The sequence below is a fragment of the Dietzia aurantiaca genome (genome assembly GCF_021033825.1).
GTDB classification, from domain to species: Bacteria; Actinomycetota; Actinomycetes; order Mycobacteriales; family Mycobacteriaceae; genus Dietzia; species Dietzia aurantiaca.
The window spans coordinates 79,934-104,084 of sequence record NZ_JAIFXZ010000011.1 but is presented as its reverse complement, the minus strand read 5'-3'; the positions used below and the strand labels follow the sequence as shown (position 1 = coordinate 104,084).

The 24,151-nt window shown below is 70.8% G+C and carries 25 protein-coding genes; 14 read left to right on the top strand and 11 right to left on the bottom strand.

Translation table 11 applies throughout. The features are described from left to right. Positions 1 to 108: 108 nt before the first annotated feature. The 4 genes from K3888_RS12435 (at position 109) to K3888_RS12420 (ending at position 3,307) form a co-directional block, all read left to right on the top strand. Positions 109 to 708: a TetR/AcrR family transcriptional regulator gene (locus tag K3888_RS12435; RefSeq protein WP_230930580.1), complete on the top strand. Its 600-nt coding sequence runs from the start codon at positions 109 to 111 to the stop codon at positions 706 to 708. Between the two features lie 135 nt (positions 709 to 843). Continuing rightward, entirely contained in the window at positions 844 to 1,479 is a 636-nt protein-coding gene (locus K3888_RS12430) for a GntR family transcriptional regulator (RefSeq protein WP_230930579.1), read from the top strand. Then, positions 1,476 to 2,795, top strand: coding sequence for an ankyrin repeat domain-containing protein (locus K3888_RS12425; protein WP_230930578.1), 1,320 nt, complete (start codon positions 1,476 to 1,478; stop codon positions 2,793 to 2,795). Before K3888_RS12430 ends, K3888_RS12425 begins: the two co-directional genes overlap by 4 nt. 11 nt (positions 2,796 to 2,806) lie before the next feature. Continuing rightward, entirely contained in the window at positions 2,807 to 3,307 is a 501-nt protein-coding gene (locus K3888_RS12420) for a nucleoside deaminase (protein WP_230930577.1), read from the top strand. On the opposite strand, the gene K3888_RS12415 is transcribed toward K3888_RS12420, so the two are convergent. Genes K3888_RS12415 through K3888_RS12405 form a run of 3 tightly spaced genes read right to left on the bottom strand, consistent with a single transcriptional unit; the run spans position 3,297 to position 7,695 of the window. Further along, complete coding sequence (locus K3888_RS12415; protein WP_230930576.1) at positions 3,297 to 5,888, bottom strand: ABC transporter permease; 2,592 nt, start codon at positions 5,886 to 5,888, stop codon at positions 3,297 to 3,299. The genes K3888_RS12420 and K3888_RS12415 overlap by 11 nt on opposite strands. Beyond that, positions 5,888 to 6,658, bottom strand: a complete 771-nt coding sequence (locus K3888_RS12410; RefSeq protein WP_230930575.1) for an ABC transporter ATP-binding protein — start codon at positions 6,656 to 6,658, stop codon at positions 5,888 to 5,890. The genes K3888_RS12415 and K3888_RS12410 overlap by 1 nt, the downstream gene beginning before the upstream one ends. A 59-nt stretch (positions 6,659 to 6,717) precedes the next feature. Next, complete coding sequence (locus K3888_RS12405; protein WP_230930574.1) at positions 6,718 to 7,695, bottom strand: pseudouridine synthase; 978 nt, start codon at positions 7,693 to 7,695, stop codon at positions 6,718 to 6,720. 252 nt (positions 7,696 to 7,947) lie between these two features. Here K3888_RS12405 and K3888_RS12400 point away from each other — a divergent pair, with 252 nt between their 5' ends. The 5 genes from K3888_RS12400 (at position 7,948) to K3888_RS12380 (ending at position 10,676) form a co-directional block, all read left to right on the top strand. Continuing rightward, a complete protein-coding gene (locus tag K3888_RS12400; protein WP_230930573.1) occupies positions 7,948 to 8,844 on the top strand; it encodes a universal stress protein in 897 nt (298 codons plus the stop codon). Then, on the top strand, positions 8,841 to 9,158 hold the full coding sequence (locus K3888_RS12395; protein ID WP_230930572.1) for a GNAT family N-acetyltransferase: 318 nt from the start codon (positions 8,841 to 8,843) through the stop codon (positions 9,156 to 9,158). The genes K3888_RS12400 and K3888_RS12395 overlap by 4 nt, the downstream gene beginning before the upstream one ends. Before the next feature lie 156 nt (positions 9,159 to 9,314). Beyond that, positions 9,315 to 9,593, top strand: coding sequence for a GlsB/YeaQ/YmgE family stress response membrane protein (locus K3888_RS12390; protein WP_230930571.1), 279 nt, complete (start codon positions 9,315 to 9,317; stop codon positions 9,591 to 9,593). Between the two features lie 99 nt (positions 9,594 to 9,692). Beyond that, positions 9,693 to 9,959, top strand: a complete 267-nt coding sequence (locus tag K3888_RS12385) for an antitoxin (RefSeq protein ID WP_230930570.1) — start codon at positions 9,693 to 9,695, stop codon at positions 9,957 to 9,959. Between the two features lie 114 nt (positions 9,960 to 10,073). Next, entirely contained in the window at positions 10,074 to 10,676 is a 603-nt protein-coding gene (locus K3888_RS12380; protein ID WP_230930569.1) for a TetR/AcrR family transcriptional regulator, read from the top strand. Positions 10,677 to 10,686: 10 nt separating this feature from the next. Here the strand turns inward: K3888_RS12380 and K3888_RS12375 are convergent, their stop codons facing one another. Continuing rightward, a complete protein-coding gene (locus K3888_RS12375) occupies positions 10,687 to 11,232 on the bottom strand; it encodes a DUF2020 domain-containing protein (RefSeq protein WP_230930568.1) in 546 nt (181 codons plus the stop codon). A 78-nt stretch (positions 11,233 to 11,310) separates the two neighbouring features. Between K3888_RS12375 and K3888_RS12370 the strand changes: the two genes are divergently transcribed. Beyond that, the gene (locus K3888_RS12370) at positions 11,311 to 11,925 is read left to right on the top strand and encodes a TetR family transcriptional regulator (RefSeq protein WP_230930567.1); all 615 of its coding nucleotides are present in this window, start codon (positions 11,311 to 11,313) and stop codon (positions 11,923 to 11,925) included. Here K3888_RS12370 and K3888_RS12365 read toward each other — a convergent pair. Next, positions 11,905 to 12,483: a DUF1990 family protein gene (locus tag K3888_RS12365; protein ID WP_230930566.1), complete on the bottom strand. Its 579-nt coding sequence runs from the start codon at positions 12,481 to 12,483 to the stop codon at positions 11,905 to 11,907. The two genes, K3888_RS12370 and K3888_RS12365, sit on opposite strands and share 21 nt — an antisense overlap. A 153-nt stretch (positions 12,484 to 12,636) precedes the next feature. Here K3888_RS12365 and K3888_RS12360 point away from each other — a divergent pair, with 153 nt between their 5' ends. From K3888_RS12360 to K3888_RS12350, 3 genes are all read left to right on the top strand, one after another. Next, the gene (locus K3888_RS12360) at positions 12,637 to 13,539 is read left to right on the top strand and encodes a hypothetical protein (protein WP_230930565.1); all 903 of its coding nucleotides are present in this window, start codon (positions 12,637 to 12,639) and stop codon (positions 13,537 to 13,539) included. 51 nt (positions 13,540 to 13,590) lie between these two features. Then, positions 13,591 to 14,358, top strand: a complete 768-nt coding sequence (locus tag K3888_RS12355; protein WP_230930564.1) for a sulfite exporter TauE/SafE family protein — start codon at positions 13,591 to 13,593, stop codon at positions 14,356 to 14,358. Between the two features lie 591 nt (positions 14,359 to 14,949). Beyond that, a complete protein-coding gene (locus tag K3888_RS12350; RefSeq protein WP_230930563.1) occupies positions 14,950 to 15,870 on the top strand; it encodes a L,D-transpeptidase in 921 nt (306 codons plus the stop codon). Positions 15,871 to 15,888: 18 nt separating this feature from the next. Here the strand turns inward: K3888_RS12350 and K3888_RS12345 are convergent, their stop codons facing one another. From K3888_RS12345 to ctaD, 4 genes are read right to left on the bottom strand one after another with little or no spacing between them, the layout of a single operon-like run. Continuing rightward, positions 15,889 to 16,860 carry an esterase/lipase family protein gene (locus tag K3888_RS12345; protein WP_230930562.1) on the bottom strand — a complete coding sequence of 324 codons (972 nt, stop codon included), beginning with the start codon at positions 16,858 to 16,860 and terminating at the stop codon, positions 15,889 to 15,891. Then, the gene (locus tag K3888_RS12340; protein ID WP_230930561.1) at positions 16,857 to 17,828 is read right to left on the bottom strand and encodes an esterase/lipase family protein; all 972 of its coding nucleotides are present in this window, start codon (positions 17,826 to 17,828) and stop codon (positions 16,857 to 16,859) included. The genes K3888_RS12345 and K3888_RS12340 overlap by 4 nt, the downstream gene beginning before the upstream one ends. After that, the gene (locus K3888_RS12335; RefSeq protein ID WP_230930560.1) at positions 17,828 to 18,901 is read right to left on the bottom strand and encodes an NAD(P)H-dependent amine dehydrogenase family protein; all 1,074 of its coding nucleotides are present in this window, start codon (positions 18,899 to 18,901) and stop codon (positions 17,828 to 17,830) included. The genes K3888_RS12340 and K3888_RS12335 overlap by 1 nt, the downstream gene beginning before the upstream one ends. Positions 18,902 to 18,942: 41 nt before the next feature. Then, positions 18,943 to 20,607 (bottom strand): aa3-type cytochrome oxidase subunit I, encoded by a 1,665-nt coding sequence (gene ctaD, locus K3888_RS12330; RefSeq protein WP_443652046.1) that lies wholly within the window; start codon positions 20,605 to 20,607, stop codon positions 18,943 to 18,945. Between the two features lie 207 nt (positions 20,608 to 20,814). Here ctaD and K3888_RS12325 point away from each other — a divergent pair, with 207 nt between their 5' ends. Then, complete coding sequence (locus K3888_RS12325) at positions 20,815 to 21,492, top strand: Crp/Fnr family transcriptional regulator (protein ID WP_230930559.1); 678 nt, start codon at positions 20,815 to 20,817, stop codon at positions 21,490 to 21,492. A gap of 29 nt (positions 21,493 to 21,521) precedes the next feature. Here the strand turns inward: K3888_RS12325 and K3888_RS12320 are convergent, their stop codons facing one another. Both K3888_RS12320 and K3888_RS12315 read right to left on the bottom strand, forming a co-directional pair. Continuing rightward, positions 21,522 to 23,528 (bottom strand): M13 family metallopeptidase, encoded by a 2,007-nt coding sequence (locus K3888_RS12320; protein ID WP_230930558.1) that lies wholly within the window; start codon positions 23,526 to 23,528, stop codon positions 21,522 to 21,524. A gap of 58 nt (positions 23,529 to 23,586) precedes the next feature. Next, positions 23,587 to 24,120 carry a hypothetical protein gene (locus tag K3888_RS12315; RefSeq protein ID WP_230930557.1) on the bottom strand — a complete coding sequence of 178 codons (534 nt, stop codon included), beginning with the start codon at positions 24,118 to 24,120 and terminating at the stop codon, positions 23,587 to 23,589. Positions 24,121 to 24,151: the final 31 nt, after the last annotated feature.

The window sequence follows — 24,151 nt, the reverse complement described above, 5'->3', positions numbered from 1 at the left end:
GAGGGCGTCCGTGATTTCGACGCCCCAGGTGTAGAACCGGCGATAGGCTGACCCCGGAAGTCGGCCGTACCAGTCCAGCACCAGTCACACAAGACGACGGGAGTACCCATGGAGGACCGGCGAATGCTGATCGCCGACTCGGCGATCGAGGTCGTGGCGAGGGACGGCATCCGGGCGCTCACGCACCGTGCCGTCGACTCCGAGGCCGGGCTCCCCTCCGGCTCGACCTCGTACTACTGCCGCACCCGGGCGCAATTGGTCGGCCTCACCGTCGACCGGGTCACCTCGCTGCTGCGGGGATTCGTCGAGGTCTCGGGAATCCAGGAGCTGGCGTCCACGAACGCCGACGATGTGCTGGGAGTGCTCTCCCGCATGATCGAGGCCCTGCTCGCCGACTACCGCGGCGAGCTGGCCGCGCGGTCCGCGCTGATCATCGAGCTCTCCGGCAAGGAGGACACCACCGATCTCGTGTCCTCACTGCTGGACCCCAGCGACCTGACCAACGCGCTCGACGCCACCGGGATGCGTGAGCCGGCGGTCGCCGCGATGGACCTCCTCGCCGTCTTCGAGGGCCTGATCTGGGAGCGCACCGTCGGCCGCCTCGCCGGCCAGGCCATCGACCGCGCGCACGACTCCGAGTTGCTCAGCGCCGCGCTCGCACGCCACGAGCACCGCGGCCCCCGCAACCTGTTCGGCCTGCGCCGCTAGCCAGGCGCCGCCAGCCCCACGCCCCCATCCCGAGCCCCCGGTGCCCTCACCCCAGGCCGTCGGGGGCTCGATCGTCTGCGCATGAGCCTCGTCGCGGAGCCCTGCACCGCCCCCGAGGTTTTGTATACTAAACGAGTGCCACGGCCATCCCTCACCACCCCGACCGTTCGCGACGCGATCCGCGACCGCATCCTCTCCGGCGAGTACGCGCCGGGATCCCGCCTGATAGAGCAGCGGATCGCCGCCCAACTCGAGGTGTCGCGGGTCCCCGTCCGGGACGCCCTGCGCGATCTCCTCGCCGAGGGACTCACCCGCGAGCGACCGGCCGGCGGGATGGAGGTACGGCACTACTCCGAGGCCGAGATCGACGAGCTGATCGTCCTGAACGAAGTCCTCGAGACGGTGCTGGTCGTCCGGCTCGCGGAAGAGGCGGACGAACTCGTCGTCGTCGCCCTCCACGCGGCCACCTCGGAGGCCGGCGCGGCGATCGCGGCCGGGGACACCACCCGCGCGATCATCCTCAACGCCCGCTTCCACGACGTCCTGCTGGAGCAGGCGCACGGGAGCATCACCCACGAACTCCTCAACACCATCCGGCCACGCCTGGCCTGGGTGCACCGACAGCACGGCGACGCCGCGGTGCTCCACGCCGAGCACGTGGCGATCGCCGACGCGATCGCCGCCGGCGACACCAACGCGGCGGCCACGCTCATCCACTCCCACGCCGCCTCCAGCCGGCAGGCGGTCCACGACCTGAAGGACCCCACATGACCCGTCACCGCCCGCGAGGCGCTGGCACCACCGTCGGCGTGACCGCCCTGGCGCTGCTCCTCACCGCCTGCGCCGCCGACACCGCGACCGACACCGCCCCCACACCCGAGGCATCCTCCACCACGGTCGTCGCCGACACTGCGCCAGCCACCACCGCGCCCGCCCTCAGCCCCGAGGCACAACAGCGGCTCGACACCGAGCTCATCGCCGCCGCCTGGGCCGACGACGTGCCCGCCGCGCGCAAGCTCATCGCCCGCGGTGCGGACGTCAACGCCACCGACGACACCGTGCAGAGCGCCTACCTCATCGCCACCTCGGAGGGGCACACCGAACTACTCGACCTCACGCTCGTCAGCGGTGCCGATGTGACCGGCCTCGATTCCTACGACGGCACCGGCCTCATCCGCGCGGCCGAGCGCGGGCACGCCGACATCATCGGCCGGCTCATCCGCCACGGCGTGGACATCGACCACGTCAACAACCTCGGCTGGACCGGCCTACACGAGGCGCTCATCTTCACCGACCAGGCCGGACGCCCCGCGCGGGGCGACAGCACCGACTTCATGGACAGCGTGCGCGTGATCGTCGCCGCAGGGGGTGACCTCACGATCCCCGCGCAGCAGGACGGCGCCACCCCTCTCGAACTGGCGCGCCGCCACGGGCTGACGTCGCAGGCGAGCCTGATCGAGCAGGCCGTGGCCGCCGACCGCGCCCACGCGCCCGGCCGCGACGCCGACGCCGAGCTGCTGCAGGCCGCAGCGAGCGGTGACCCCGACGCGGCCGCGCTCGCGCTGCGCCGGGGCGCGGACATCGAGACCCGCGACGCGCAGGGCCAGACCCCGCTGGTCGTGTCCACCAGGAACAACCACCCGCGGGTCGCCGCACTGCTGCTCTACCTGGGCGCCGACCCGGACGCGCAGGACAACATCCAGGACTCGGCGTTCCTGTACGCCGGCGCCGAGGGCCTGGACGAGATCCTCACCATGACCCTGGCGCACGGCGCGGACGTGACCAGCACCAACCGCTTCGGCGGCACCGCGCTCATCCCCGCCGGCGAGGGCGGCTACGCGAGCACCGCACAGATCCTGGTGGATGCCGAGGTGCCCGTGAACCACGTCAACGACCTCGGCTGGACCGCCCTACACGAGGCGATCATCTACGGTGACGGCACCGGCGGCCATCTCGAGACGATCCGCATCCTGCTGGCCGGCGGCGCCGATCCGACCCTGCCCGACGGCGACGGCACCTCGCCGCGCGACCTGGCCGCCGGGCGCGGCCAGGGGCAGGTCGTCGCCCTGCTCGAGGAGGCACTGTGACAGGAGCCACCATGACAGAACACGATTTTCACGACGACGACATCTCCCACCTGCGCCGCTGCATCCAGCTGGCCACTACGGCGGTAGAGGCCGGGGACGAGCCCTTCGGTTCGCTCCTTGTCGACGCCGCCGGGCGGGTCCGGTTCTCCGACCGCAACCGCATCTCCGGCGGCGACGCCACCCGGCACCCGGAGTTCGCGATCGCGCGGTGGGCCGCCGAGAACCTCACCCCAGACGAGCGCGCGGCGGCGACCGTCTACACCTCGGGCGAGCACTGCCCGATGTGCAGCGCAGCGCACGCCCTCGTGGGGCTCGGTCGCATCGTGTTCGCCTCGAGTGGCGCGCAGTACGCGGCGTGGATGGCCGAGCTCGACGTGATCCCGGGGCCGGTGGCCGGTCTGTCGATCACGCAGGTCGCGCCGGGCGTCCCCGTCGCCGGCCCCGTGCCGGAGCTGGCCGACGAGGTACGCCGGCTCCACGAGCGCGCTGCACGGGATACTGCTAGTCCGTGATCGCCTCGAGCGGCCCGGTCTTGGCCGCCCGGTGCGCCGGCCACAGTGAGGCCAGCACTCCCACGAACGCCGAGCACACCAGCACGATGCCGATCATCCCCCACGGGATGGTGGTCATCTGCAGCCCGCTGGACGCCAGCACGGTCACGAACGCCCACCCCAGGTAAACGCCCACCGCCGCACCGATCAGCGCGCCGAACACGGCAATCTGCGTGGACTCGAGATTGACCGTTCGCCGCACCTGCGACCGTTGCATTCCGACGGCGCGGAGCATCCCGATCTCGGTGCGCCGCTCGATCACCGACAGCGCCAGCGTGTTGACGATGCCCAGCACCGCGACCACCAGGGCCAGCCCCAGCAGGGCGTAGATGATCGTGAGCAACTGGTCGACTCCGCCGGTCTGCTGGTCGATGTACTCCTGCTTGCTCTGCACCATCGCGATGGGGGTGTCGGCCAGCTCTGCGGTAACCGCTTCCCGGGCCTGGTCCGAGGTGACTCCCTCCGCCGGTGAGACCAGCACGTTGAACGTGGTCCGCAGGTTCTCCGGCACCAGGCGCTCGTACACGTCTCTACCGGTGTAGAACTGGCCCAGCACCTGCGAGTCCTCGTAGACGCCGGTGACGCGCAGGGTGGATTCGCTGCCGTCGGGCCCGACGAGCGGCACGGTGCTGCCGTATGTCCAGCCCTTGTCGCGGGCCACGGAGCGGGAGACGACGAGCGAGTTCTCGGCCGGCTGGAGCGAACCGTCCACGACGGTCGCGTCGATCATCTCCTCGACCGGGCCGCCCGCGGCGGAGATGAGTTGCTGCTCCCCGCCGAGTACGCCGAACCCGAACGCCAGGTACGCGACTTCGCCGACCTCGTCGACGCCGGAGATCCGCTCCTCGATGGCGCCGGGCAGCGGCACCGGCGGCCCCTGCGAGGCGACGCCCTGGACGACGACGTCCGCCTTGATGTCCTGGTCGATGATGCCGCTGATGCTCTCCTTGGTGGTGGCGCCGAGGGTGCCGAACGCCGCGACCAGGGTGAGTCCGAGGGTGAGCGCGAACGCGGTCGCCGCGGTGCGGCGGGTGTTTCGCCCGGCGTTGGTCGCGGCCAGCCGACCGACCGCACCGAAGGGCGCGCCGATGACCCGGCCGATACCGCCGGCGATGGGCCGCGCGAGGGCGGGCATCACCAGGAAGCTGCCGACGATCAGGGCCGCCGCGCCGACGCCGACGGTGATCGCTCCGGACTTGGTGGTGTCCTGCCACGTGCCGATGAGCGCGAGCGCGACACCCGCGACGACCGCGAGGACGCCGACGTAGGTGCGCATGCCCCCGCCGGCCTCGGTGGCGACGGAGCCGACGCGCATGCCCTGCACGGGCGCGACGCGTCCGGCCCGCCGGGCGGGGGCCCAGGCGGAGAACAGGGTGACGACGAAACCCAGCACCAGCGGCGTGACCACCGACGAGGTGGCGAGCGCCAGATCGCCGGCCGGGATTCCCAGGTCCAGGGCGTCGAGCACCATGAAGATCGCCTGCGCCAACCCGAACCCGGCCACCACACCGATCGCGGAGCCGACGAGCCCCGTGACGGCGGCCTCGGCCAGCACCGACCGGGTGATCTGCCCCCGGGAGGCACCGATCGCCCGCAGCAGCGCGAGCTCGCGCAGCCGCTGCGCGACCAGCATGGAGAAGGTGTTGTAGATGATGAACGTGCCCACGAGCAGCGCGATCAGGCCGAACGCCGCGAAGAAGTAGTTGATGAAGTCCAGCATCGTGCCCAGCTGGTCCGAGAGCCGTTCCTTGACCTCCTCGCCCGTGCTGACGGAGAAGTCGGGGTACTCGGCCGCGATGACATCCCGCAGCTCGCCCTGGCCCACGCCCTCCTCGGCGCGGACGGAGACGCTGCTGGCGTTCTCCCCGTCGCTGAACAGCGCGCGGGCCTGCTCGGAGGTGAAACCGACGCCGACGTAACCGCCGACGTCGGTGTCGCTCGTGTAGGTGCCGACGACGGTGACGTCGATCATCCCGTTCGAGGTGGTGTACACCTGCGCGGTGTCGCCGATCGCGAGGCCGGCCCCCTCGAGCACGCCCTCGGGCAGGACGACCTCACCGTCGGCGGCGGGCGTGCGCCCGTCGACCATCTCGTTGCTGCTGCCGACCGCCTGCTCGGGATCGATCCAGGCCAGGCCCTCGGACGGGGCCCCGCCGGACTGGTACGGGGTGCCGTCGGCGTTGAACAGCACGACCGTCCCGGACACCTCGGGCATGGCCGCGGCGACGCCGGGCATCTCCATGACCCGGTCGGCCACCTCGAACGGCACACCGGCGCCGCGCGGATCCTCGGGCTCGATCATCACCGACAGGTCGGCGGTGCCCTGTTCGAGCAGCCCGTCGAAGGTGCTCTTGAGCGTGGAGGTGAACACGAGCGAGCCGGTGACGAACGCGGTCCCCAGCACCACGGCCAGCACCGACAGCAGCAGCCTCAGCTTGTGCGCGGCGATGTTGCGCAAGGAGACCCGCAGCATCGGCCGCGCATGCCGCGGTGCGTGCTCTGCCGGTCGAGAGTGGCGGGCCTGGTGTTTCGCGGTGGCCATCACCGCTCCTCGAGGTCGCCCATGGCGGCGAGGATCTCGTCGGCAGTCGGACTCTCGAGCTCGCGCACGAGCCGCCCGTCGGCGAGCAGCAGGACGCGGTCGGCGTAGGTGGCGGCGCGCGGGTCGTGGGTGACGATCACGACGGTCTGCCCGAAGTCGTCGGCCGCGCTGCGCAGGATGGACAGCACCTCGGCGGAGGAGGTGGAGTCGAGGTTGCCGGTGGGCTCGTCGCCGAACAGGATGTCGGGCCGGCCCACGAGGGCGCGGGCGCAGGCGACGCGCTGCTGCTGCCCGCCGGACAGCTCGGACGGCCGGTGCGAGAGCCGGTCGCCGATGCCCAGTCGCCCCACGACCTCGTCGAACCACGCGCGGTCGATGCGGTGGCCGGCGATGTCCTGCGGCAGCGTGATGTTCTCCTCGGCCGTGAGGGTGGGCACGAGGTTGAAGGACTGGAACACGAAGCCGATCCGGTCGCGCCGCAGCGCGGTGAGCTGCTTGTCCGGCAGGCCCACGATCTCGGTGTCGCCGATGCGCACGGACCCGGAGGTGGGCCGGTCGAGCCCGGCCATGCAGTGCATGAGGGTGGATTTGCCGGAGCCGGACGGCCCCATGATGGCGGTGAACCTGCCCTTGGCGAAGGTGGCGCTGACGTGGTCCAGGGCGCGCACCTCGGTCTCGCCCTCGCCGTAGGTCATGACGAGGTCGGTGGCGATGGCGGCCACGGGCTCCGCGGCGCCGGGCTGCTGATGGGTCTCGGCCTGGGTGGTCATGTGCTCCCTCGCAAGGTGGTGGTCGACTAAAGCATGCAGCATCCGGGGACCGGGGCGGATCAGGGATGGCCCTGGTTTCCACCCTGATCGGGCTCGGGCTCATCGGGTGCGGTCGGCCACTGCTCCAGTGCGCGACGGGTGGTGAACCGGCGCCGCTCGCCCGTGACGGGATCGGTGAACGCGATCGATTCCGCCAGCAGCTGCAGCGGGCGGGTGAAGTCGCCGGGAGTCACCTCGAGCACGTCGGGGTACAGGTCGTCGCCGAGGATCGGCGTGCCCAGGGCGTTCATGTGCACGCGGAGCTGGTGGGTGCGGCCGGTGGTGGGCTCGAGACGGTAGAGGCCCAGCCCGCCACGGGCGTCCAGCAGTGTGATGCGCGTGTGTGCGTCGGCCTCGCCGTCGACCTCGGCGGCCTGGAGGATGCCGCGCGTCTTGACGATCCGGCTGGACCGCTCGCGCACCTCGGGCGTGCCGTCCGGCGCCGGCGCCACGGCGAGGTAGGTCTTGTCGACGCGGCGGGCGGCGAAGAGTTCCTGGTAGGCGCCGCGGTGCGCGGGGTCGGCGGTGAACACCAGCACGCCGGCGGTGAGCCGGTCGAGGCGGTGCGCGGGCGCCAGGTCGCCGAGTCCGTGATGGTCGCGGCGGAGCCGCACCAGTGCGGTCTCGGTGACGTGCCCGGCGCGCGGCGTGGTGGCGAGGTAATGCGGTTTGTCGACGACGACGAGGCGGTCATCCCGGTGCAGCACCACGAGGTCGAAGGGCACCTCGGTCTCGGGCTCGGGGGTCCGGTACATCCACACGTCCATCCCCCGGTGGCGCCTGGTCTCGCCGGTGACGGGGCTGCCGTCTGCGGTGACGACCTCTCCCGCGGCCAGTGCGGCCTCGAGCTCGGCGAGCCGGTCGGGGAATCGGCGCCGCAGTTCCTCGGGAATGCTGCGCGGCCCCTGGCCCGGGTCGGCGAGCCGGATGCGGACCGGGTCGACGCCGTCGCGCAGGGGCAGCGGCCGGCGGCTGCGCCGGGAACCAGAACTGGCCATATCCCTGAGCCTAATCCGTGCGTTACACTCACCTGCGCCTCATCTATCACTTCAGCACCAGGAGCAACCATGATCGACGCCGTCGTCGACTTCTTCCTGTTCGGCCCGGGCCGCGCGATCCTGCCCGCGTTCCAGGGCAGCTTCAACCTCGCCTACCCGTCGAACGCCCCGTTCCCCGAGGCGACGTAACCCCGTTCGTCCACCCTTCGCCAAGCCGCTTCCGCATGCCGATCCCGGCGGTACGCTGACGGCATGGCTTCTCTCGAGAACACCGTTGTAGTCGGTGTCGACGGCTCCGCTGCGTCCACCGGCGCAGTCGCCTATGCCGCCAACACCGCCGCCACCCGTGGCATCCCGCTGCTGCTCGTCACGAGCTACACCATGCCGGCGGCCATGTTCGCCGAGGGCATGGTGCCGCCCCAGCCCGTCTACGACGAGCTCGAGCGCGAGTGCCACCCGATCGTCGAGAGCGCCAGGGCCACCGCACAGAAGATCGCTCCGGAAATCCAGATCGGCCACGCCGTGGTCGAGGGCAACCCCGCACAGGTGCTCATCGACTACTCGCGCAAGGCCAAGCTCATCGTCCTGGGCTCCCGCGGCCTGGGCGGTATCAAGGGAATGGTCCTGGGCTCGGTCTCCGCGGCCGTCGCCAGCCACGCGTTCTGCCCGGTGGTGGTGACCCGCACGGACACCGATCAGCCGGACAGCACCGGCCCCGTCGTGGTGGGTATCGACGGCTCCGAGATCAGTGCCCGGGCCACCGACTGGGCGTTCGCCGAGGCCTCGGCCCGCGGCGCCGAGTTGATCGCCGTCCACACCTGGATGGACCCGCAGGTCCAGGCCGCCGCGGCCGGGATCGCCCTCACGGACGACGACTGGAGCCAGCTCGAGGAGCAGCAGCACCAGACGCTGGCCGAACGGCTGGCCGGCTTCGCCGACCGCTTCCCGGACGTGAACGTCACCCGCTACGTGACCCGGGACCGCGCGGTCCGCGCCCTGGTCGAGCAGTCCGAGGGGGCACAGCTCGTCGTCGTCGGATCCCACGGGCGCGGCGGCTTCGCCGGCATGGTCCTGGGCTCGACGTCCCGCGCGCTCCTCCAGGCCGCCCCGTGCCCCGTGATGGTCGTCCGTCCGGAGGCCCACGAATGAGCGGGGACCCCGGCAGCGCCGAGGACATCAGGGTCCGTGAGGACCAGGTCGCCGGCCGCTTCGAGATCCTGGTCGACGACGTGGTGGCCGGGTTCGCCGACTATCAGGACGCGCCCGGGACCGGTACGGCCCACGGGGTGCGCACCTTCCCGCACACCGTCGTGGCCACCGAGTTCGGCGGCCGCGGTCTGGCCGGCCGGATGATCGGCGAGGCTCTACAGCAGACGAGGGACAAGGGACTCCGTGTGAATCCCACCTGCTCGTTCGTCGCCCGGTACATCGAGAAGCACCCGCACTCGGCCGACCTCGCCTGAGCAGCGCGGGTCCACAGCAGGACACGGCGCGGTAACGGATGAGCGACGTTTAACCGCACAGTGGAGTGGACCGGAAGCATCCGTGGCCTGATCGTGTTCTCCTGAATGAGCGGCCCATCCCTGGGCCGAGAACGACTCTCGGAAAGGACAACCACCATGCTGTGGAGCATCATCTCCTGGATCATCGTCGGTGGAATCGCCGGCTGGATCGCGTCCATGATCATGGGCCGGAACGCCCAGATGGGATTCGTCGCCAACGTTGTCGCCGGAATCGTCGGCGCGTTCGTCGTAGGCCTTATCGTCTCGCTGATCACCGGGGGTGGCGGCATGCCGGAGGCCTTCTCGCTGTGGGGCTTCATCGCGGCGATCATCGGCGCGTGTCTGCTGATCTGGGTGGTCGCAGCCGTCAAGGGCCGCGGGCGCACCAAGGTCTGACCACCGGCCCCTCACACCCCTCACGAACCCGTACGATCCAGCGGCCCGGCCTCCCACGCGGAGCCGGGCCGCTGGCCACTGAGCAGGAAGGAGACCGACATGGGATTTCTCGACAAGGGCCTGGCCAAGGCCAAGGAACTCGCAGGCAAGAACCCAGACAAGGTGGACTCGGTCATCGACAAAGCCGGCGACATGTTCGACAGGAAGACCGGCGGCAAGCACGCCCAGCACACGGACCGCGTGCAGGAGAAGGCCGGTGAGTTCCTCACCGGACGCACCGCCGAGGCCCCGGAGGTGCCCGACGCGCCGGACGGCACCCCCACCCCCGATCCCGGCCCCGAACAGCAGGGCCGCCCGCCGGCCTGACCGGCGCGGCTCGAGACCCTTCGAGCACCCGTTGACAGATCTCCGGGGCCGGTGCCCGCTCCACGCGGCACCGGCCCTGCGGTGTCGGTGGTCACAGCCGATAGTCTGTAACCCGTGACGAGTACACGGTCGACCAAGCCCGGGCCGCGGGAGCGGCTCCTGGCCACGGCGACCCGTCTGTTCTCCACCGACGGGATCCGGGCCGTGGGCATCGACCGGATCCTGCGCGAGGCGGGCGTGGCCAAGGCCAGCCTCTACAACACGTACGGGTCCAAGGACGAGCTCGTGGTGGCCTACCTCCGCTCGGTGGCAGAGCGGGACCGGGCGCTGTGGCGACGCCGCGCCGACCGCTCGCCCGATGCCCGGGGCCGCGTCCTGGCCCTGTTCGACATCATCCGCGAGCGGGTCGAGCCCGCCACCCCCGGCTCCTGCCACATCGCGGCCGCGATCGAGTTCCCCAGCCCCGACACCGACGGCGAGCGCTCGATCCGTGCCGCGGTCGCCGACCAGCGCGCCTGGGTCGCCGAGACCCTGCGCTCAGAGCTGGCCGGGATGGGCCTGCAGGACCCGGACAACATCGCCGACCTCGCGGACCGGTTGGCGCTGCTCCACGACGGCGCCGTCACCGCCGCGATGCTGGGCGAGGTCCAGACCACGTCCATGACCGCCCGCAGCATGGCCGAGCTGATCCTGGGCATGATCACCGACCCGATTTGACCCGGGCCGGTCACTCCGCGAGGCGGGGGCCGACCAGCTCGGCCACCTGCTGTGCCGGGCCGGCCTCCTCGTTGACCGTCTGCACCGCCAGCAGCTGATCGTCCCGGGACAGCACGACCAGCGCGCCGGCCGCGCCCCCGGTGCGGGCGCCGACCCAGCCACCGTCGGCGGTGGCCTCCTCGGCCGTGTCCTCAGGCGCGGACTCGGCCACCAGCTCGCGTGCCCGCTCGGCGGAGTCGACCGTATAGACGGTGGTCGTGAGGATCACGGAGCCGTCGGTCCCGTAGAAGAAGCAGGCGGCCGGGTCGATGCTCTCGTCGATCCGCACCTCGGTGACCGAGGCGGCGCCCGCCTCCGCCGCCTCGGCCACCGACAGGTACGGGCAGTCCGCGGCAGCCACCGGCTGGACCGGCGGCAGCTCCCGCTCCGGGGCCGGCAGCGATTCGGTCCTGATGGTGCCGGTCTCCTGATCGGAGCCCGTCCCACCGCATCCGGCGAGCACGGCGAGGAGCGCCACGGAGGCTGACGCGAGGGCGGCGGCGGTGCGAGTGGTCATGCCAGCCAGGATAGGGCGGAGGCCGCTCCGTAACATCGACGGCAGTCGACCACACGAGGTACGGACGGGAGGGCCGAGATGAGCAGCACCGAGTCCTCCGGCCCGCCGGGCATGAGCCGCCGCCGCGCGGTGCGGGTCCGCATCACCGGCGTGGCGCTCGACCTGGTGCTCGAGCACGGGCTCGACGACGTCACCGTCGACGAGATCGCGCGCGCCGCGAACGTCTCCCGGCGCACCTTCTTCAACTACTTCCCGTCCAAGGTCGTCGCGTGCATCCCCTACGTGCCGCCCGCCGAACCCGAGGCGGTGCAGCTGTTCCTGTCGGACCGGTCGGTGCCCACCATGACGGCGCTGTCGCGGCTGATGTGGAACCAGGTGTCGACGGCCCGGCGCGAGTCCCCCGAGTTCGACCGCTTCCACGACCTCTGGCGGCACGAGCCGGGCATCCAGACCGAGATGCACGCGTTGTTCGCGCGGCTGGAGGGCCGGCTCGCCCAGCTGGTGTGCCTGCGGGAGAGTCTGGCTCCCGACTCGGTCGAGGCGGCCACGGTGGCGGCGGCGTCCATCGCGATCCTGCGGGTCGCCGTGGAACGGTGGCGCACCGACGAGTCCGGGGCACTGTTGGAGAACCTGATCGACGAGTCGTTCGATGCCGTCACCGATGCGGTGATCCTACGGCCCGACGACTCCTGATCCGGGCGCCCGGCACGCCCCGAGCGCGCGCACGAGCCGCTGGCCCATCCGCCGGTACGCCCGCGCCTCACGGCGTCCGGCGCCGGGCAGGACGTAGGCCGAACTGGGGCGCCAGGTGGTGCGGACCGTCGCCGTCACGGCGCCGGTGTCCGGATCCAGATCGACGTGGCAGCGGTGCTCGGCCACCGCGGGGTTGCCCTCGAGGGTGCCGACGACGAGCCCCTGACGCAGCGACTCGTCAGTCCTGTCGACCAACCGGCAGGGGCCACGCATGGGCCCGTCCAGCAGATTGACGTCCGACGGCAGGCCCGGGTCGGCCCCGACCAGGCGGAACCCGGCCCGGCAGTGCGCGTCGAGGCCGAGGAGATCGTCGGAGGTGACGTCGAACAGGGCCGTCCCCTCGCCGAGCCGGGACGTCAGGGAGATCTCCGCCCAGCCGTCGGGGGCGTGACATCGACCGGGACCGGCGAGGATCGAACGCTGGTAGCCGAGCGCCCGGCCACCCAGCTTCGCCGGTCGGCGGTCGCGCCCGGTGACGGTGTCAGAAATCGGCTCCACGACAAGCAGTCTCACCAGACCAGTTGAGCGGACGGCACACTCTCGGTGAACGTCGGACGTCAAGACGGTGACGCCGATCACAGAGTCGGCTCGTCCGGGTGGCGGGCAGGCGCAGAAGCGGAACCCGCGACCCCGCGCCGTAGGATCGGGGCCATGCGTTCCTCGCTGCGTTCGTCTTCGCCGTCCCCGTCCCGCGGCGTCACCGGAGCGCTGGCCGCCGTGGCCGCGCTGACGCTCGCCGGCTGCTCGGGCCTCGGCGACGAGGCGGAATCCGGCCCGCCGCGACTCACCCCGAACCTGCAGATGGACGCCGCCGAGGCGATGATCGCGAGCAGCGGTTCCGCCAACGAGCGACTCAACGCCTGCGAGCTGCTCGACCTGACGACCGCCGAGGTCATCACGCTCACCGATGCCGAGATGCCCGACGTGGAGCCCACCGGCTCCGGAGACCTGGGCCTGATCTGCACCTACGGTGGCCCGGGCTCGCCCGATCGGGCCGAGGCCGCGGCGGACACGGGCTCCGACGCCGACCTCGACGACTCGGACGACTCCGACGGCACCGACGGCCTGGACGACCCCGACGGCGTCGACGGTACGGACGAGACCGACCCCTGGAACCTCGGCGCGACCACCACGACCACCACCACGGAGACCCCCGCCCCGCCAGCCTTCGAGCCGGGCATCGTGCCGGATACCTTCGCCGCCGGCGTCGTCGAGCCACAGGACGGAGCGGAGGCAGCGCTCGCCGGACAGCCGCTGATGCTCGGCGCGCGCTACGCGTGCTCGGAGGTCCGGGGCACGCTGGCCGCCACCGTCGAGGGGGCGCCGCCCGCCGCGCCGGGCGCTCCGGGCCCCGTCTCGCCGCCGCTGGCGACCGCCTTCATCGACTGCCTCGCCGCGCCGACCGGCGGCGGCGTGGAGGTGCACACGATTCTCGTGTCCGGCGACTACCTGTGGCACATCACGTTGGTCCAGCCGGAGACCGCCCGGAGCCCGGGGGCGGAGGCCGAGGCACTGGCCGGCCTGCACCGGGTCGCCCGTCAGATCCTGGGCTGAACGGCGCGCACTGCTGCCGGCCCGGACCAACGCACCTGGAATGCTGTACCCATGCTCGGCGACATCGGTCCACCCCTCCTGATCGTCGCGGCGGTGTCCGTTGTCCTCGGCACGGTGCTGCAGCGGGTCAGCGGGATGGGGGTCGGGCTCGTGGTGGCGCCGACCCTGTCGCTCATCCTCGGACCCGTCGCCGGAGTCCTGCTGACCAACGTGACCACCACTTTTTCCGCTGCGTTCATCGCGATCATGCTGCGTCGCGACATCGACTGGCGCCGGTATCGCCGTCTCGCGCCCCTGATCGTCGTGGGGTCCGTGCCCGGCGCGCTCCTTGTCGGCGCCGTCGATCGCAGCTGGCTCGAGATCATCATCGGGGCGGCGTTGCTGGGCACGCTTCTCATGACGGCGATCGCGCGCATCCCGCAGGTCAGCGGCCCTTTCCCTGCTGCGGTGGCCGGCACCGCCGGAGGCTTCCTCAACACCGCGGTGGGGGTGGCCGCTCCCGCGATGCTGGTCTACGCCCAGGCGACTGACTGGAGGCAGCGATCCTTTGCCGCGACCCTGCAGCCGATTTTCTGCACCATGGGCGCCACGTCTGTCGTCACCAAGATCGGCGTGGGCGCCGCGCCCATTTCCGAGCTCCCACCGATGATCGTCATCGGCCTCATCGTGGCGATGGTGCCGCTCGGCGTCCTCGTAGGAGGAGTCCTGGCCCGGCGGGTCTCTGCGGAGGCGGGCCGCAGGGTTGCCGTCGTGGTGGTCACCGCCGGCGCTGTCCTGCTCCTCGGGCGGGGGCTCGGGCATGCTGCCGGGATCATCTAGCTTCGCGTCACTCGAGGGTTACAGGGGGTTAGAGGCCACATAGAGAAACGGCGTCGGAGCCCCTCAGCTTCCGACGCCGTTTCCGTATTCGGCGGATCGCGCATCGCGCTCACGCCGCCTCGCATGCCAATCCGGCCGCGGGCCAGCACCCCCCCAGGTGCTCCGGTCCGTATGACCGGCCCCTCAGCGTGAAGTCGTGGCCCCTCAACCAGTCCTTCACCTCGCCACCTCCCTCGGTTGGTGACTGATAGGACTATATGTTGCGCCCAGAGCGCGATCAAGCCGGTGAACTGCGATTATACTACTGACTTCAGGTCAGTAACTCTTCTCGCGGCATCTACCTGCACTTCCCTCCGCGTCGATACCAACAAACGATGGCAAGGTTTTGTGTCGCAACGAACCGAGTGCCGCCACGGCGCCATCGTCGCAGCGCCCGCGGGGATGTACACGGATCACCAGTTCGCGGTATTGTTACGCAAGTTATCTGAGTGACTGGTGTGATTAGCGTTTCTAAGTACTGAACACCGGCCGTCTCGGATCGCCTTCCCCGAACACCGCCGCCCACCCGCGGCACGCGCCCCGAGGAGATCGATGCACCGCCGCACCCGTTCGACCGCCGCCGCCCTTGCCGCCGCCGGTCTCGTCGTCGTCGGACTCTCCCCCGCCGCCTCCGCACAGTCACTCGCCGGCGGCTTCGGCTCCTCCGGCTCGGCCGGCGCGGTCGGCATGGAGACAGCGCCCCTACCCACCTTCCTCATGCCCGGACTGCCCGTCCTGACGGTCCCCGCCCTGGCCCCCCAGCGGCCGTCGATCGAGGCGCAGGTCGCCTCGGTCTACCCCACCCGCGACGAGACCGTCGGCGTGGCGCAGCCGATCATGATCACGTTCGACCGCCCCGTCGCGGACCGCGCGGCCGCCGAGGCGGCGGTGGGGATCCGGACGACGCCCGGCGTCGAGGGCAAGTTCTACTGGGTCGGCGACACGGAGTTGCGGTGGCGGCCGCACGAGTTCTGGCCGGCCGCCACCGCCGTCACCGTCTGGGCGGACGGCGCGGAACACACCTTCCGCACCGGCGACGCCGTGGTGTCCACCTACGACGACAACACCCACGAGGTCACCGTCACCCGCAACGGCGTGGTCGAACGCGTCATGAAGGCCTCCGCCGGCCGCGACGCCTACCCCACCCACAACGGCATCTACTACAACGGCTGGCGCGCCCGCGAGGTCCACATGGACTCGGCGACGTGGGGCCTGGCCCAGGATGCCGGCGGATACGACACCGTGGTCAACGACGGAGTGCGCCTGAGTTACGACGGGATCTTCATCCACTCCGCCCCGTGGTCCGTCGCGGACCAGGGCGTGCGCAACGTCTCGCACGGTTGCATCAACATCAGCCCCGAAGACGCGGCCTGGTACTACGAGAACACCGGCAACGGGGATCCGTTCATCGTCACAGGTGGCCCCGGCAAGCAGTTCGGCGCCTTCGACGGACAGGGCGACTGGAACTACTGACGAGCACCCGGGCGACCGCTACCGCGGCGGCACCGGCGCCAGGACCCCCAGCACCTGGTCGGCGGCTACGCATCGCGGTGGGTGTGATTCGGCTGGCGCACCTCCCGGCTCGGCGGGCGAACCTTCCGCCGGGGCGAGCGCGTCGGCCACCAGGTCCGCGGCGCGCGGTGAGGCGAGCACGGTCAGGTGCCCCGAGCGGTCGGACTCGCACCCGTCCTGCAGTCGCACGGCCTGCAGGTCCACCCAGTCCGGGACGATGGGCGCTACGACGGGCCCGGTGAGCTCGTCGTAGTCCGACGACACCGCCACATACCGCACCCCGCGCGCGAACGGCACGCCCTCATCGCCCAGCCACGCCAGGGTCGCCTCGGCGTCGCGCCGCGCGGTCTCGGCTGACAGCACCCCGAGCATCGCGGTGACGAACTCCGGCGGCCCCTCCCCCGATTTCGCCGGGTCCGCACCGAGCGTGACCACGGTGCGCACCGCGTCCGCACGGACGGTCCCCGCGACGAACGACGCCACGATCGCCCCCTGCGAGTGCCCCACGAGGTCGACCCGGTCGGCGCCGGTGAGCCCCCGAACGCGGTCGATCTCCGCGGCCAGCTGCGGCGCCGACGCCCCCGTCAGCGAGTCGAGTCCTCCCGTCGAGCCCGACCCGCCCGGCGCCCCGACGGTGGGCGCCCACACGCAGAAACCCTCCGCGGCCAACGCCGTGCCGATGGTCGCCCACGAGTTGCCGCCGTTGAGCCCGGTGCCGTGGACGAGGATCACCGGGTGCGGGCGCTCGGCGGTCGGACGGCAGTCGTCGCGGTTCAGGGCGGGCGGGTCGGCCAGGCCGTGCGTGAGTTGATACGCCGCGCCGTCCCACCACCGCCACGGGACCTGGTCGGCGGAGGGCGCGGCCCCGGCGGTCCCGGGTGCGACGACGACGATGAGGAGCGCAGCCGCGACCAGGCCTGCGATCGCCGGGGCCCGCCGACGCGGCGTCATGAGCCGGTCGGGCCGTGCACCGGGGCGATCGTCACGCACCGCGGCTCGCGCGGATGCTCCGGGTCGAGCGCGTTCAGCACGTAGTCCGCGGCCCTAGGGTCGGCGGCCACCGCGACGTGCTCGGACAGGTTCTGCTCGCAGCCGTCCTGGACCACGACGTTCGTCGTCAGCGGGCCGGCGACCAGCCCCGAGGTGTACGGCAGGACCGCCTCGTCGTACCGGGTCGCCACGTTGAGATAGTGCACGCCCGGCGCGTAGGGGGTCCCGCCTTCCCACAGCTCCTGCAGCAGGAGCGAGCCGGACATCATCTGGGTGACGGGCACCCAGGCCAACTCCATGGCGGCGCGATCGCCGCGGGTGGAGCCGGTGAGCACCTGGTCGACGAGCGAGCCGCCGGTGCCGTGCCACAGCGGGGAGATCGACGCGACGGTGTGCACGCGGCCGGGGCGCTCGTGTTTGGCCACAAGCCCGGACACGAGCGTGCCCTGGGAGTGGCCCACCAGGTCCACCTGCTCGGCGCCGGTCGCCTCGAGCACGCGGTCGACGAACCGCGCGACCTGCGGCGCCGAGACGGCCCGGATATCGGAGACGGCACCCAGTTCACTCAGCGGCCACGACGCACCGGGCATCGCCCCATAGGTGAGCGTGTAGACGCAGTAGCCCTCGTTGTGCAGGAGCGGGCCGTAGGTGGCCCAGTTGGTGGTGCCGCCCCCGAGCGTGCCGTGGACCAGTACCACGGGCCGGGGCTTGTCAGCGCCGGGCGTGCACGACCAGTCGTTGGCGCCGGGCAGCGCGGCACCGGGCTCGCCCAATGCCAGTGCCGCGCCGGAGAGGAAGTGGTGGGTGACGGGGATCGGGGCGCGTGTGGACGGGTCGGTGCCCTGCTCTGCCGCGTGCGCGGCCCCCGCCCCGGACAGGGCGACGACGACGGCGGCCACCAACGCCCCGGCCACACGAAGGATCCTCATCAAACCATTAGGCCACGCCCGGTGATCATCGGTAGGTCCTTTGCGTAGATGAATCCGGGCTCGGCCGCCACCACGGCCTCGATCGAGTTGACCAGCCGCATTGCCGTGATGAGCATTCCGGACACGTTGTGGTCGCCGCCGGAGTCGTGGTGGGTGAACTCGACCCGCATCTCCGGCTCACCGAAGATCTCGACGCGGTAGCAACCGTTTCCGCGGTCGGGCCGAGGCCAGTCGGGCGCCTGGTCGTCCGCGGTGCGGGTGACGTGTTCCAGGATGATGCGGTCGTCGCCATCGACCTGCCCCACCACCTCGAACCGCATGGCGGCCTGCGTCCCGGCGGGCACCTCACAGGCCAGGAGCGACAGGTCGCGATCGGCGGCGATCCGCTCATGTCTCTCGATCAGGGGCTCGTCCAGGGTGACCTCGAGCGCGGCCGCGATCTGACGCACCACCGACCCCCACCCGGCGGCGAGCATCCCCGAGCGCAGCAGCGGGGGCAGCGTGTCCATGGACTGGCCGAACCCGAACAGGCGCCGCATGGTCTCGCCCTGATGGTAGACGGAGTAGTCGGCGATCTCCCCCACCCGGATGAGATCGATCCGCCGGGACAGGCTCGTCATGGCCAGTGGCAGGACGTCGTTGGCGAAGCCAGGGTCGATGCCGTTCACGTGCAGCGTCGCCCCACCCTCGCGGCCGGCATCGGCCAGCGCGGTGATCATCTCCTCGGGAATGGTCCCGTGCGGGTACTGCAGCAACACCGGGCCGGAGGCCACCACGTTGATGCCTGCGCGCAGGAACTCGGTGAAGTCCTCGATCCCGCCCATGAACCGGGTCTCGGTCTCGGCCGTGTAGAGCACCACGTCGGGCTCCAGCGCGAGGAGCGCGGCGCGGTCGTCGGTGGCGGTCACGCCCAGGTCGCGGCCGAGCCCGGTCAGCCGGCCGGCGTCGACCCCGACCTTGGCCGGGTCGGAGACGAACACCCCCACCAGCTCGAGCTCGGGCCGGGCGTCGATCGCCTCGACCGCCATCCGCCCCAGGAACCCGGTCGACCACTCCACAACGCGAATCGTCATGGGTGGACCCTAACCGCCCACCGCCGTCGGTAGAACCTGTTTCATCTGCTCGGCGACGGCCCGCGCTCGGCCACGTCCTTGGACGAGTGCGGATCGTGGGACTTCCGCCGGCCGCCGACGTGGGATTCGGCGCGCATCCGCTCCGACATCTCCGGGTAGTGCAACTCGAAGGCGGGGCGCTCCGAGCGGATGCGGGGCAGCGCCTCGAAGTTGTGACGCGGCGGCGGGCAGGAGGTGGCCCACTCGAGCGAGTTGGCCGCGCCCCACGGGTCGTCGACGGTGACGATCTCGCCGTACCGCCAGCTCTTGATCATGTTCCAGATGAACGGGAGCATCGCGATGCCCAGGATGAACGAACCGACGGTCGAGATCTGGTTGAGGACGGTGAAGTTGTCGCTGGCCAGGTAGTCGGCGTAGCGCCGTGGCATGCCCTGGTTCCCCAGCCAGTGCTGGACCAGGAACGTGGTGTGGAAGCCGATGAACATCAGCCAGAAGTGCAGCTTGCCCAGCCGCTCGTCGTACATCCGCCCGGTGACCTTGGGGAACCAGAAGTACACACCGGAGAAGGTGGCGAACACGATTGTGCCGAACAGCGTGTAGTGGAAGTGCGCCACGATGAAGTACGAGTCGTGGATGTGGAAGTCGATCGGCGCGGAGGCCATCATGATGCCGGTCAGGCCGCCGAACAGGAACGTCACCAGGAAGCCGAGCGCGAACAGCATCGGCGTCTCGAAGGTGAGCTTGCCCTTCCACATGGTGCCGATCCAGTTGAAGAACTTCACGCCCGTCGGCACGGCGATGAGATACGACATGAACGAGAAGAACGGCAGCAGGACGGACCCGGTGGCGAACATGTGGTGCGCCCACACCGCCATCGACAGGGCGGCGATCGCGAGGGTCGCGAACACCAGGCCGGCGTAGCCGAACAGCGGCTTACGCGAGAACACGGGGAAGACCTCGGAGACGATGCCGAAGAACGGCAACGCCACCACGTACACCTCGGGGTGGCCGAAGAACCAGAACAGGTGTTGCCACAGGATGGCCCCGCCGTTGCCGGCCGAGTAGATGCGCCCGCCGAACGTCCGGTCGTAGAAGACGCCCATCGCGGCGGCGGTGAGCAGCGGGAAGATCAGCAGGATCAGCACCGAGGTGATGAGGAGGTTCCACGTGAAGATCGGCATCCGGAACATCGTCATGCCCGGCGCGCGCAGGCAGACGATGGTGGTGATGAAGTTGACGGCTCCGAGGATGGTGCCGATCCCGCCGATCGCCACCCCGAGGATCCAGAGCTCCGCACCGACGTTCGGCGAGTGGATCTTGTCCGCCAGCGGCATGTACATGGTCCAGCCGAACGCGGCCGCGCCACCGGGCGTGAGGAACCCGGAGAGCGCGATGACCCCGCCGAATGTGAACAGCCAGAAACCGAAGGCGTTCAACCGCGGGAACGCCACATCCGGGGAACCGATCTGCAGCGGCATCACGTAGTTGCCGATTCCGATCACGATCGGGGTGGCATAGAACAACAGCATCACCGTGCCGTGCATGGTGAACAGTTGGTTGTACTGCTCGTTCGCCAGGAACTGCATTCCCGGGAAGAAGAGTTCAGCGCGTAGGAGCAGCGCCATCAGACCGCCGGCGAAGAAGAAGGCGAAGCACACCACGACGTACATCACGCCGATCTGCTTGTGATCGGTGGTGGTGAGTATTTGCCAGGGCGTCTGCCTCTGGCGCGGAGCGAGAACGGGCGCACCACCCCCGCCGACTGCTCGACTCGACGGGGCAAGCGTTGATGACATGGCACTCCCTTGAGACGACCTGCTGCCGACGCTAGGCGCACACCTGCAGCTTCGCATTGACCGGCGTCAATTTCTCTACTCCTGGCCAGACCTCGTCCCGGCGGCGATACTCGACCCATGCCCAGCTCCCGCCGCGACGGCCTCACCGGCCGGTTCGACCTCGTCGCCGCCCTCGACGCGGAGGGCCGCCAGCAACTGGAGGCCGTCGCGCACACCATGGAGATCGAGGCCGGCGGGGTGCTGCAAACGGTCGGCGGGCCGGCGGCCCGACTTCTCCTCGTCACCGCCGGATCCCTGCACGTGGTGCGCAGCGACCGGGCCGGGCGCCGCCGGATCGTGCGGATCATCGGGCCGGGCGACCACTACGGGTTGGTGGAGTTCGCCCTGGACAGCCCCGCGCGCTACCTCGTCGAAGCCGGCGAGGCCTCGACGCTCACCGAGATCCGCTTCGATGACCTGCGAACGATCGCCGACCGCCACCCGGCCCTCCAGCGCGCCATCACCATGGCGCTGGCCCGGAAGACCGCCGAGAGCGAGCACCTGTTGGTCTCGCTCACCTCGGAGGACGTGGCGACCCGGGTGGTGTCCTACCTGCTGTCACTGCCGCGGCGCCGCGGCGAGGACGGCCGCACCTCGGTGCAGCTGCCGCTGACGCAGATCGACCTCGCCTCGTACCTGGGCACCACCCCGGAGACGCTGAGCCGACGCCTGCGCGAACTCATGGACTCCGGGGCGATCAACCGCGGGGCGCACCGGGAGTTCACGCTCGACGAGGAACTCCTCGCGCGCTACTGACCCGGCCCGGGCACCGCATGGCACCCGCCTCACCAGATGCTGACGCGCTCCTCCGGGGCCATCCACATGCCGTCGCCCTCGACCACGCCGAAGGACTCGTGGAAGTCGTCGAGGTTCTTGACGACCTGGTTGCAGCGGAACTCCGGCGGCGAATGCGGGTCCACCGCCAGCCGGCGGGCGGCCTCCTCGGCACGGGTCTTGGTGCGCCACACGATCGCCCACGAGGCGATGAGCCGCTGGATCCCGGTGAGGCCGTCGATCTCCGGACCCACGTCGGTGCCCTGCACGGGCTCGCCGTCGGCGCTCTGCGCCAGTCGGTAGGCCAGCAGGGCGATCGTCAGCCCGCCCAGGTCACCGATGTTCTCGCCCACCGTGAAGGCACCGTTGACGTGGTCCTTCTCCGGGTCCAGGCCGTCCGGGGTGAGGCCCTCGAACTGGGCGATCAGCTTGTCCACGCGGATGCTGAAGGCGGACCGGTCCGCGTCGGTCCACCAGTCGACCAGGTTCCCCTCGCCGTCGTACTTCGATCCCTGGTCGTCGAAGCCGTGGCCGATCTCGTGCCCGATCACCGCACCGATCGCCCCGTAGTTGGCGGCGTCGTCGGCGTCGGCGTCGAAGAACGGCGGCTGCAGGATCGCGGCGGGGAACACGATCTCGTTCATGACCGGGTTGTAGTAGGCGTTGACCGTCTGCGGCGTCATATGCCACTCACCGCGATCGACCGGGCCGCCGAGCTTGCCGAGCTCGTAGTCGTGCTCGAACCGCGCGGAACGCCGGACGTTGCCGAGCAGGTCGTCGGCCTTCACCTCGAGCGCCGAGTAGTCACGCCACTCGTCGGGATAGCCGATCTTGGGCACGAACGCCTCGAGCTTGGCCAGCGCCCGCTCCTGGGTGGCGGGGGTCATCCACGGCAGTCGACTGATCGAGTAGCGGTAGGCGGCGGTGAGATTGGCGACGAGCTCCTCCATCCGCGCCTTGTGCCCGGGCGGGAAGTGGCGGGACACGTACTCCTTGCCGACCTCCTCGCCGAGGGCCGCCTCGACGGCGCCGACGCCGCGCTTCCAGCGCGCCTTAATCTCCTCGGTGCCCGACATCGCGGTGCCGTAGAAGCGGAAGTTCTCGTCCACCAGGTCCGAGGTCAGGTACGGGGCGCGCGAACTGACGACCCGCCAGCGCAGCCACTCGGTCCACGTCTCGAGCGGCTCGCCGGCCCACAGTTCGGCCACCGCGGTGAGGAAGTCGGGCTGCATGGCCACCAGGCGGCCGAAGGCCTCCTCGGTGCCGCCGAGCTCGCGCGCCCACTCGTGCCACGGGAAGCCGGGCGCCAGCGTGGGCAGCTCGTCCCAGGTGACGGGGTTGTACGTCTTGTCGGCATCGCGGCGGGCCACCACGTCCCAGTGCGCGGCGGCGATGCGGGTCTCCAGGACGACGATCCGCTCGGCACGCGCGCGGGCGTCCCCGGCGCCGGCGAGGCCGGCCAGTTCGAGCATCCGGGCGATGTGCTCGGTGTACTGCTCGCGGATCGGCCCGTACTGCTCCTCCCGGTAGTAGGACTCGTCCGGCAGCCCGATTCCGTACTGCACCAGGTAGAGGATGTACTCGCTGGAGTTCTTGGCGTCGTTGTTGACGTAGGCCCCGATCAGACCGCCGATGCCGGCCCGCTCGAGGCGGGCCATGGCCAACGCCAGCGAGGTGGCGTCGGTGGCAGCGTCGATCTCCGCCAGGTCGGGGGCGAGCGCCGCCACGCCCGCGGCCTCGACCGCGTCGGTGTCCATGAACGAGGCGTAGAACGCGCCGATCTGCGAGTCGACGGCAGCGTCGGTGATGATGTCGCGCACTCGCTCCTCGGACAGGTCACGCAGGGCGAGGAACGCGCCGTCGATGGGACGGTCGGCGGGGATCACATGGTCGCGGATCCAGGTGCCGTTGACGTGCTGGTACAGGTCGTCCTGGGACCGCACGTCGGTGTTGATGTACCGGAGATCCAGGCCGGAGGGGCGCTGGGTGTCGGTGGTGGGGTTCTCGGTCGCAGTCATGCGACCAGGTTACGGAAACGCGCGGATCCGGCGGGTCGGGTCGGGCCGGGCTCAGGGCTCAGGGCAGGCCGTGGCGCGCGTTGAAGTCCTTGGCGCCGTTGTAGGCGTCGACCATCCCCCAGACCCAGAAGCCGAACATGATCGGCAGTCCGATGAGGATCACCGACAGCAGTGCGCCGATGCAGTAGCCGGCGAAGATGCCGATCCCCTTACCGGTCGAGCCGTTGAGGAGCGTGCCGAGTCCCGGGATGATCAGCGACGCCACCAGCATGATCGCCGGGTCCTTGCGCGCCACCTGCGGATACTGGCCGTAGGGCTGGACCGCGCCGTACGCGGGTGCCCCGTAGCCCGGCGCGGCGAATCCCGGGCCGGCGAGGGGCTGCCCGCCGTAGAGCTGGGCCCCGTACTGCTGAGCACCGTACTGCTGGTTCCCGAGAGGATCCGCGAGATAGGGGTTCGCGCCATAGGGCGCCCCGGCCTGGTCCGTTCCCGGCGAGGGATCGTTCCGCCAGTCGCTCGAAGGGCTCGAGGTGCCGTCCCCCGCGAACGCATCGAAATCCTCGGGGCGGCGATCGTCAGCGGGGTAGCTCATGGCACCACAGTAACCCCGAGCTCCGACGCCC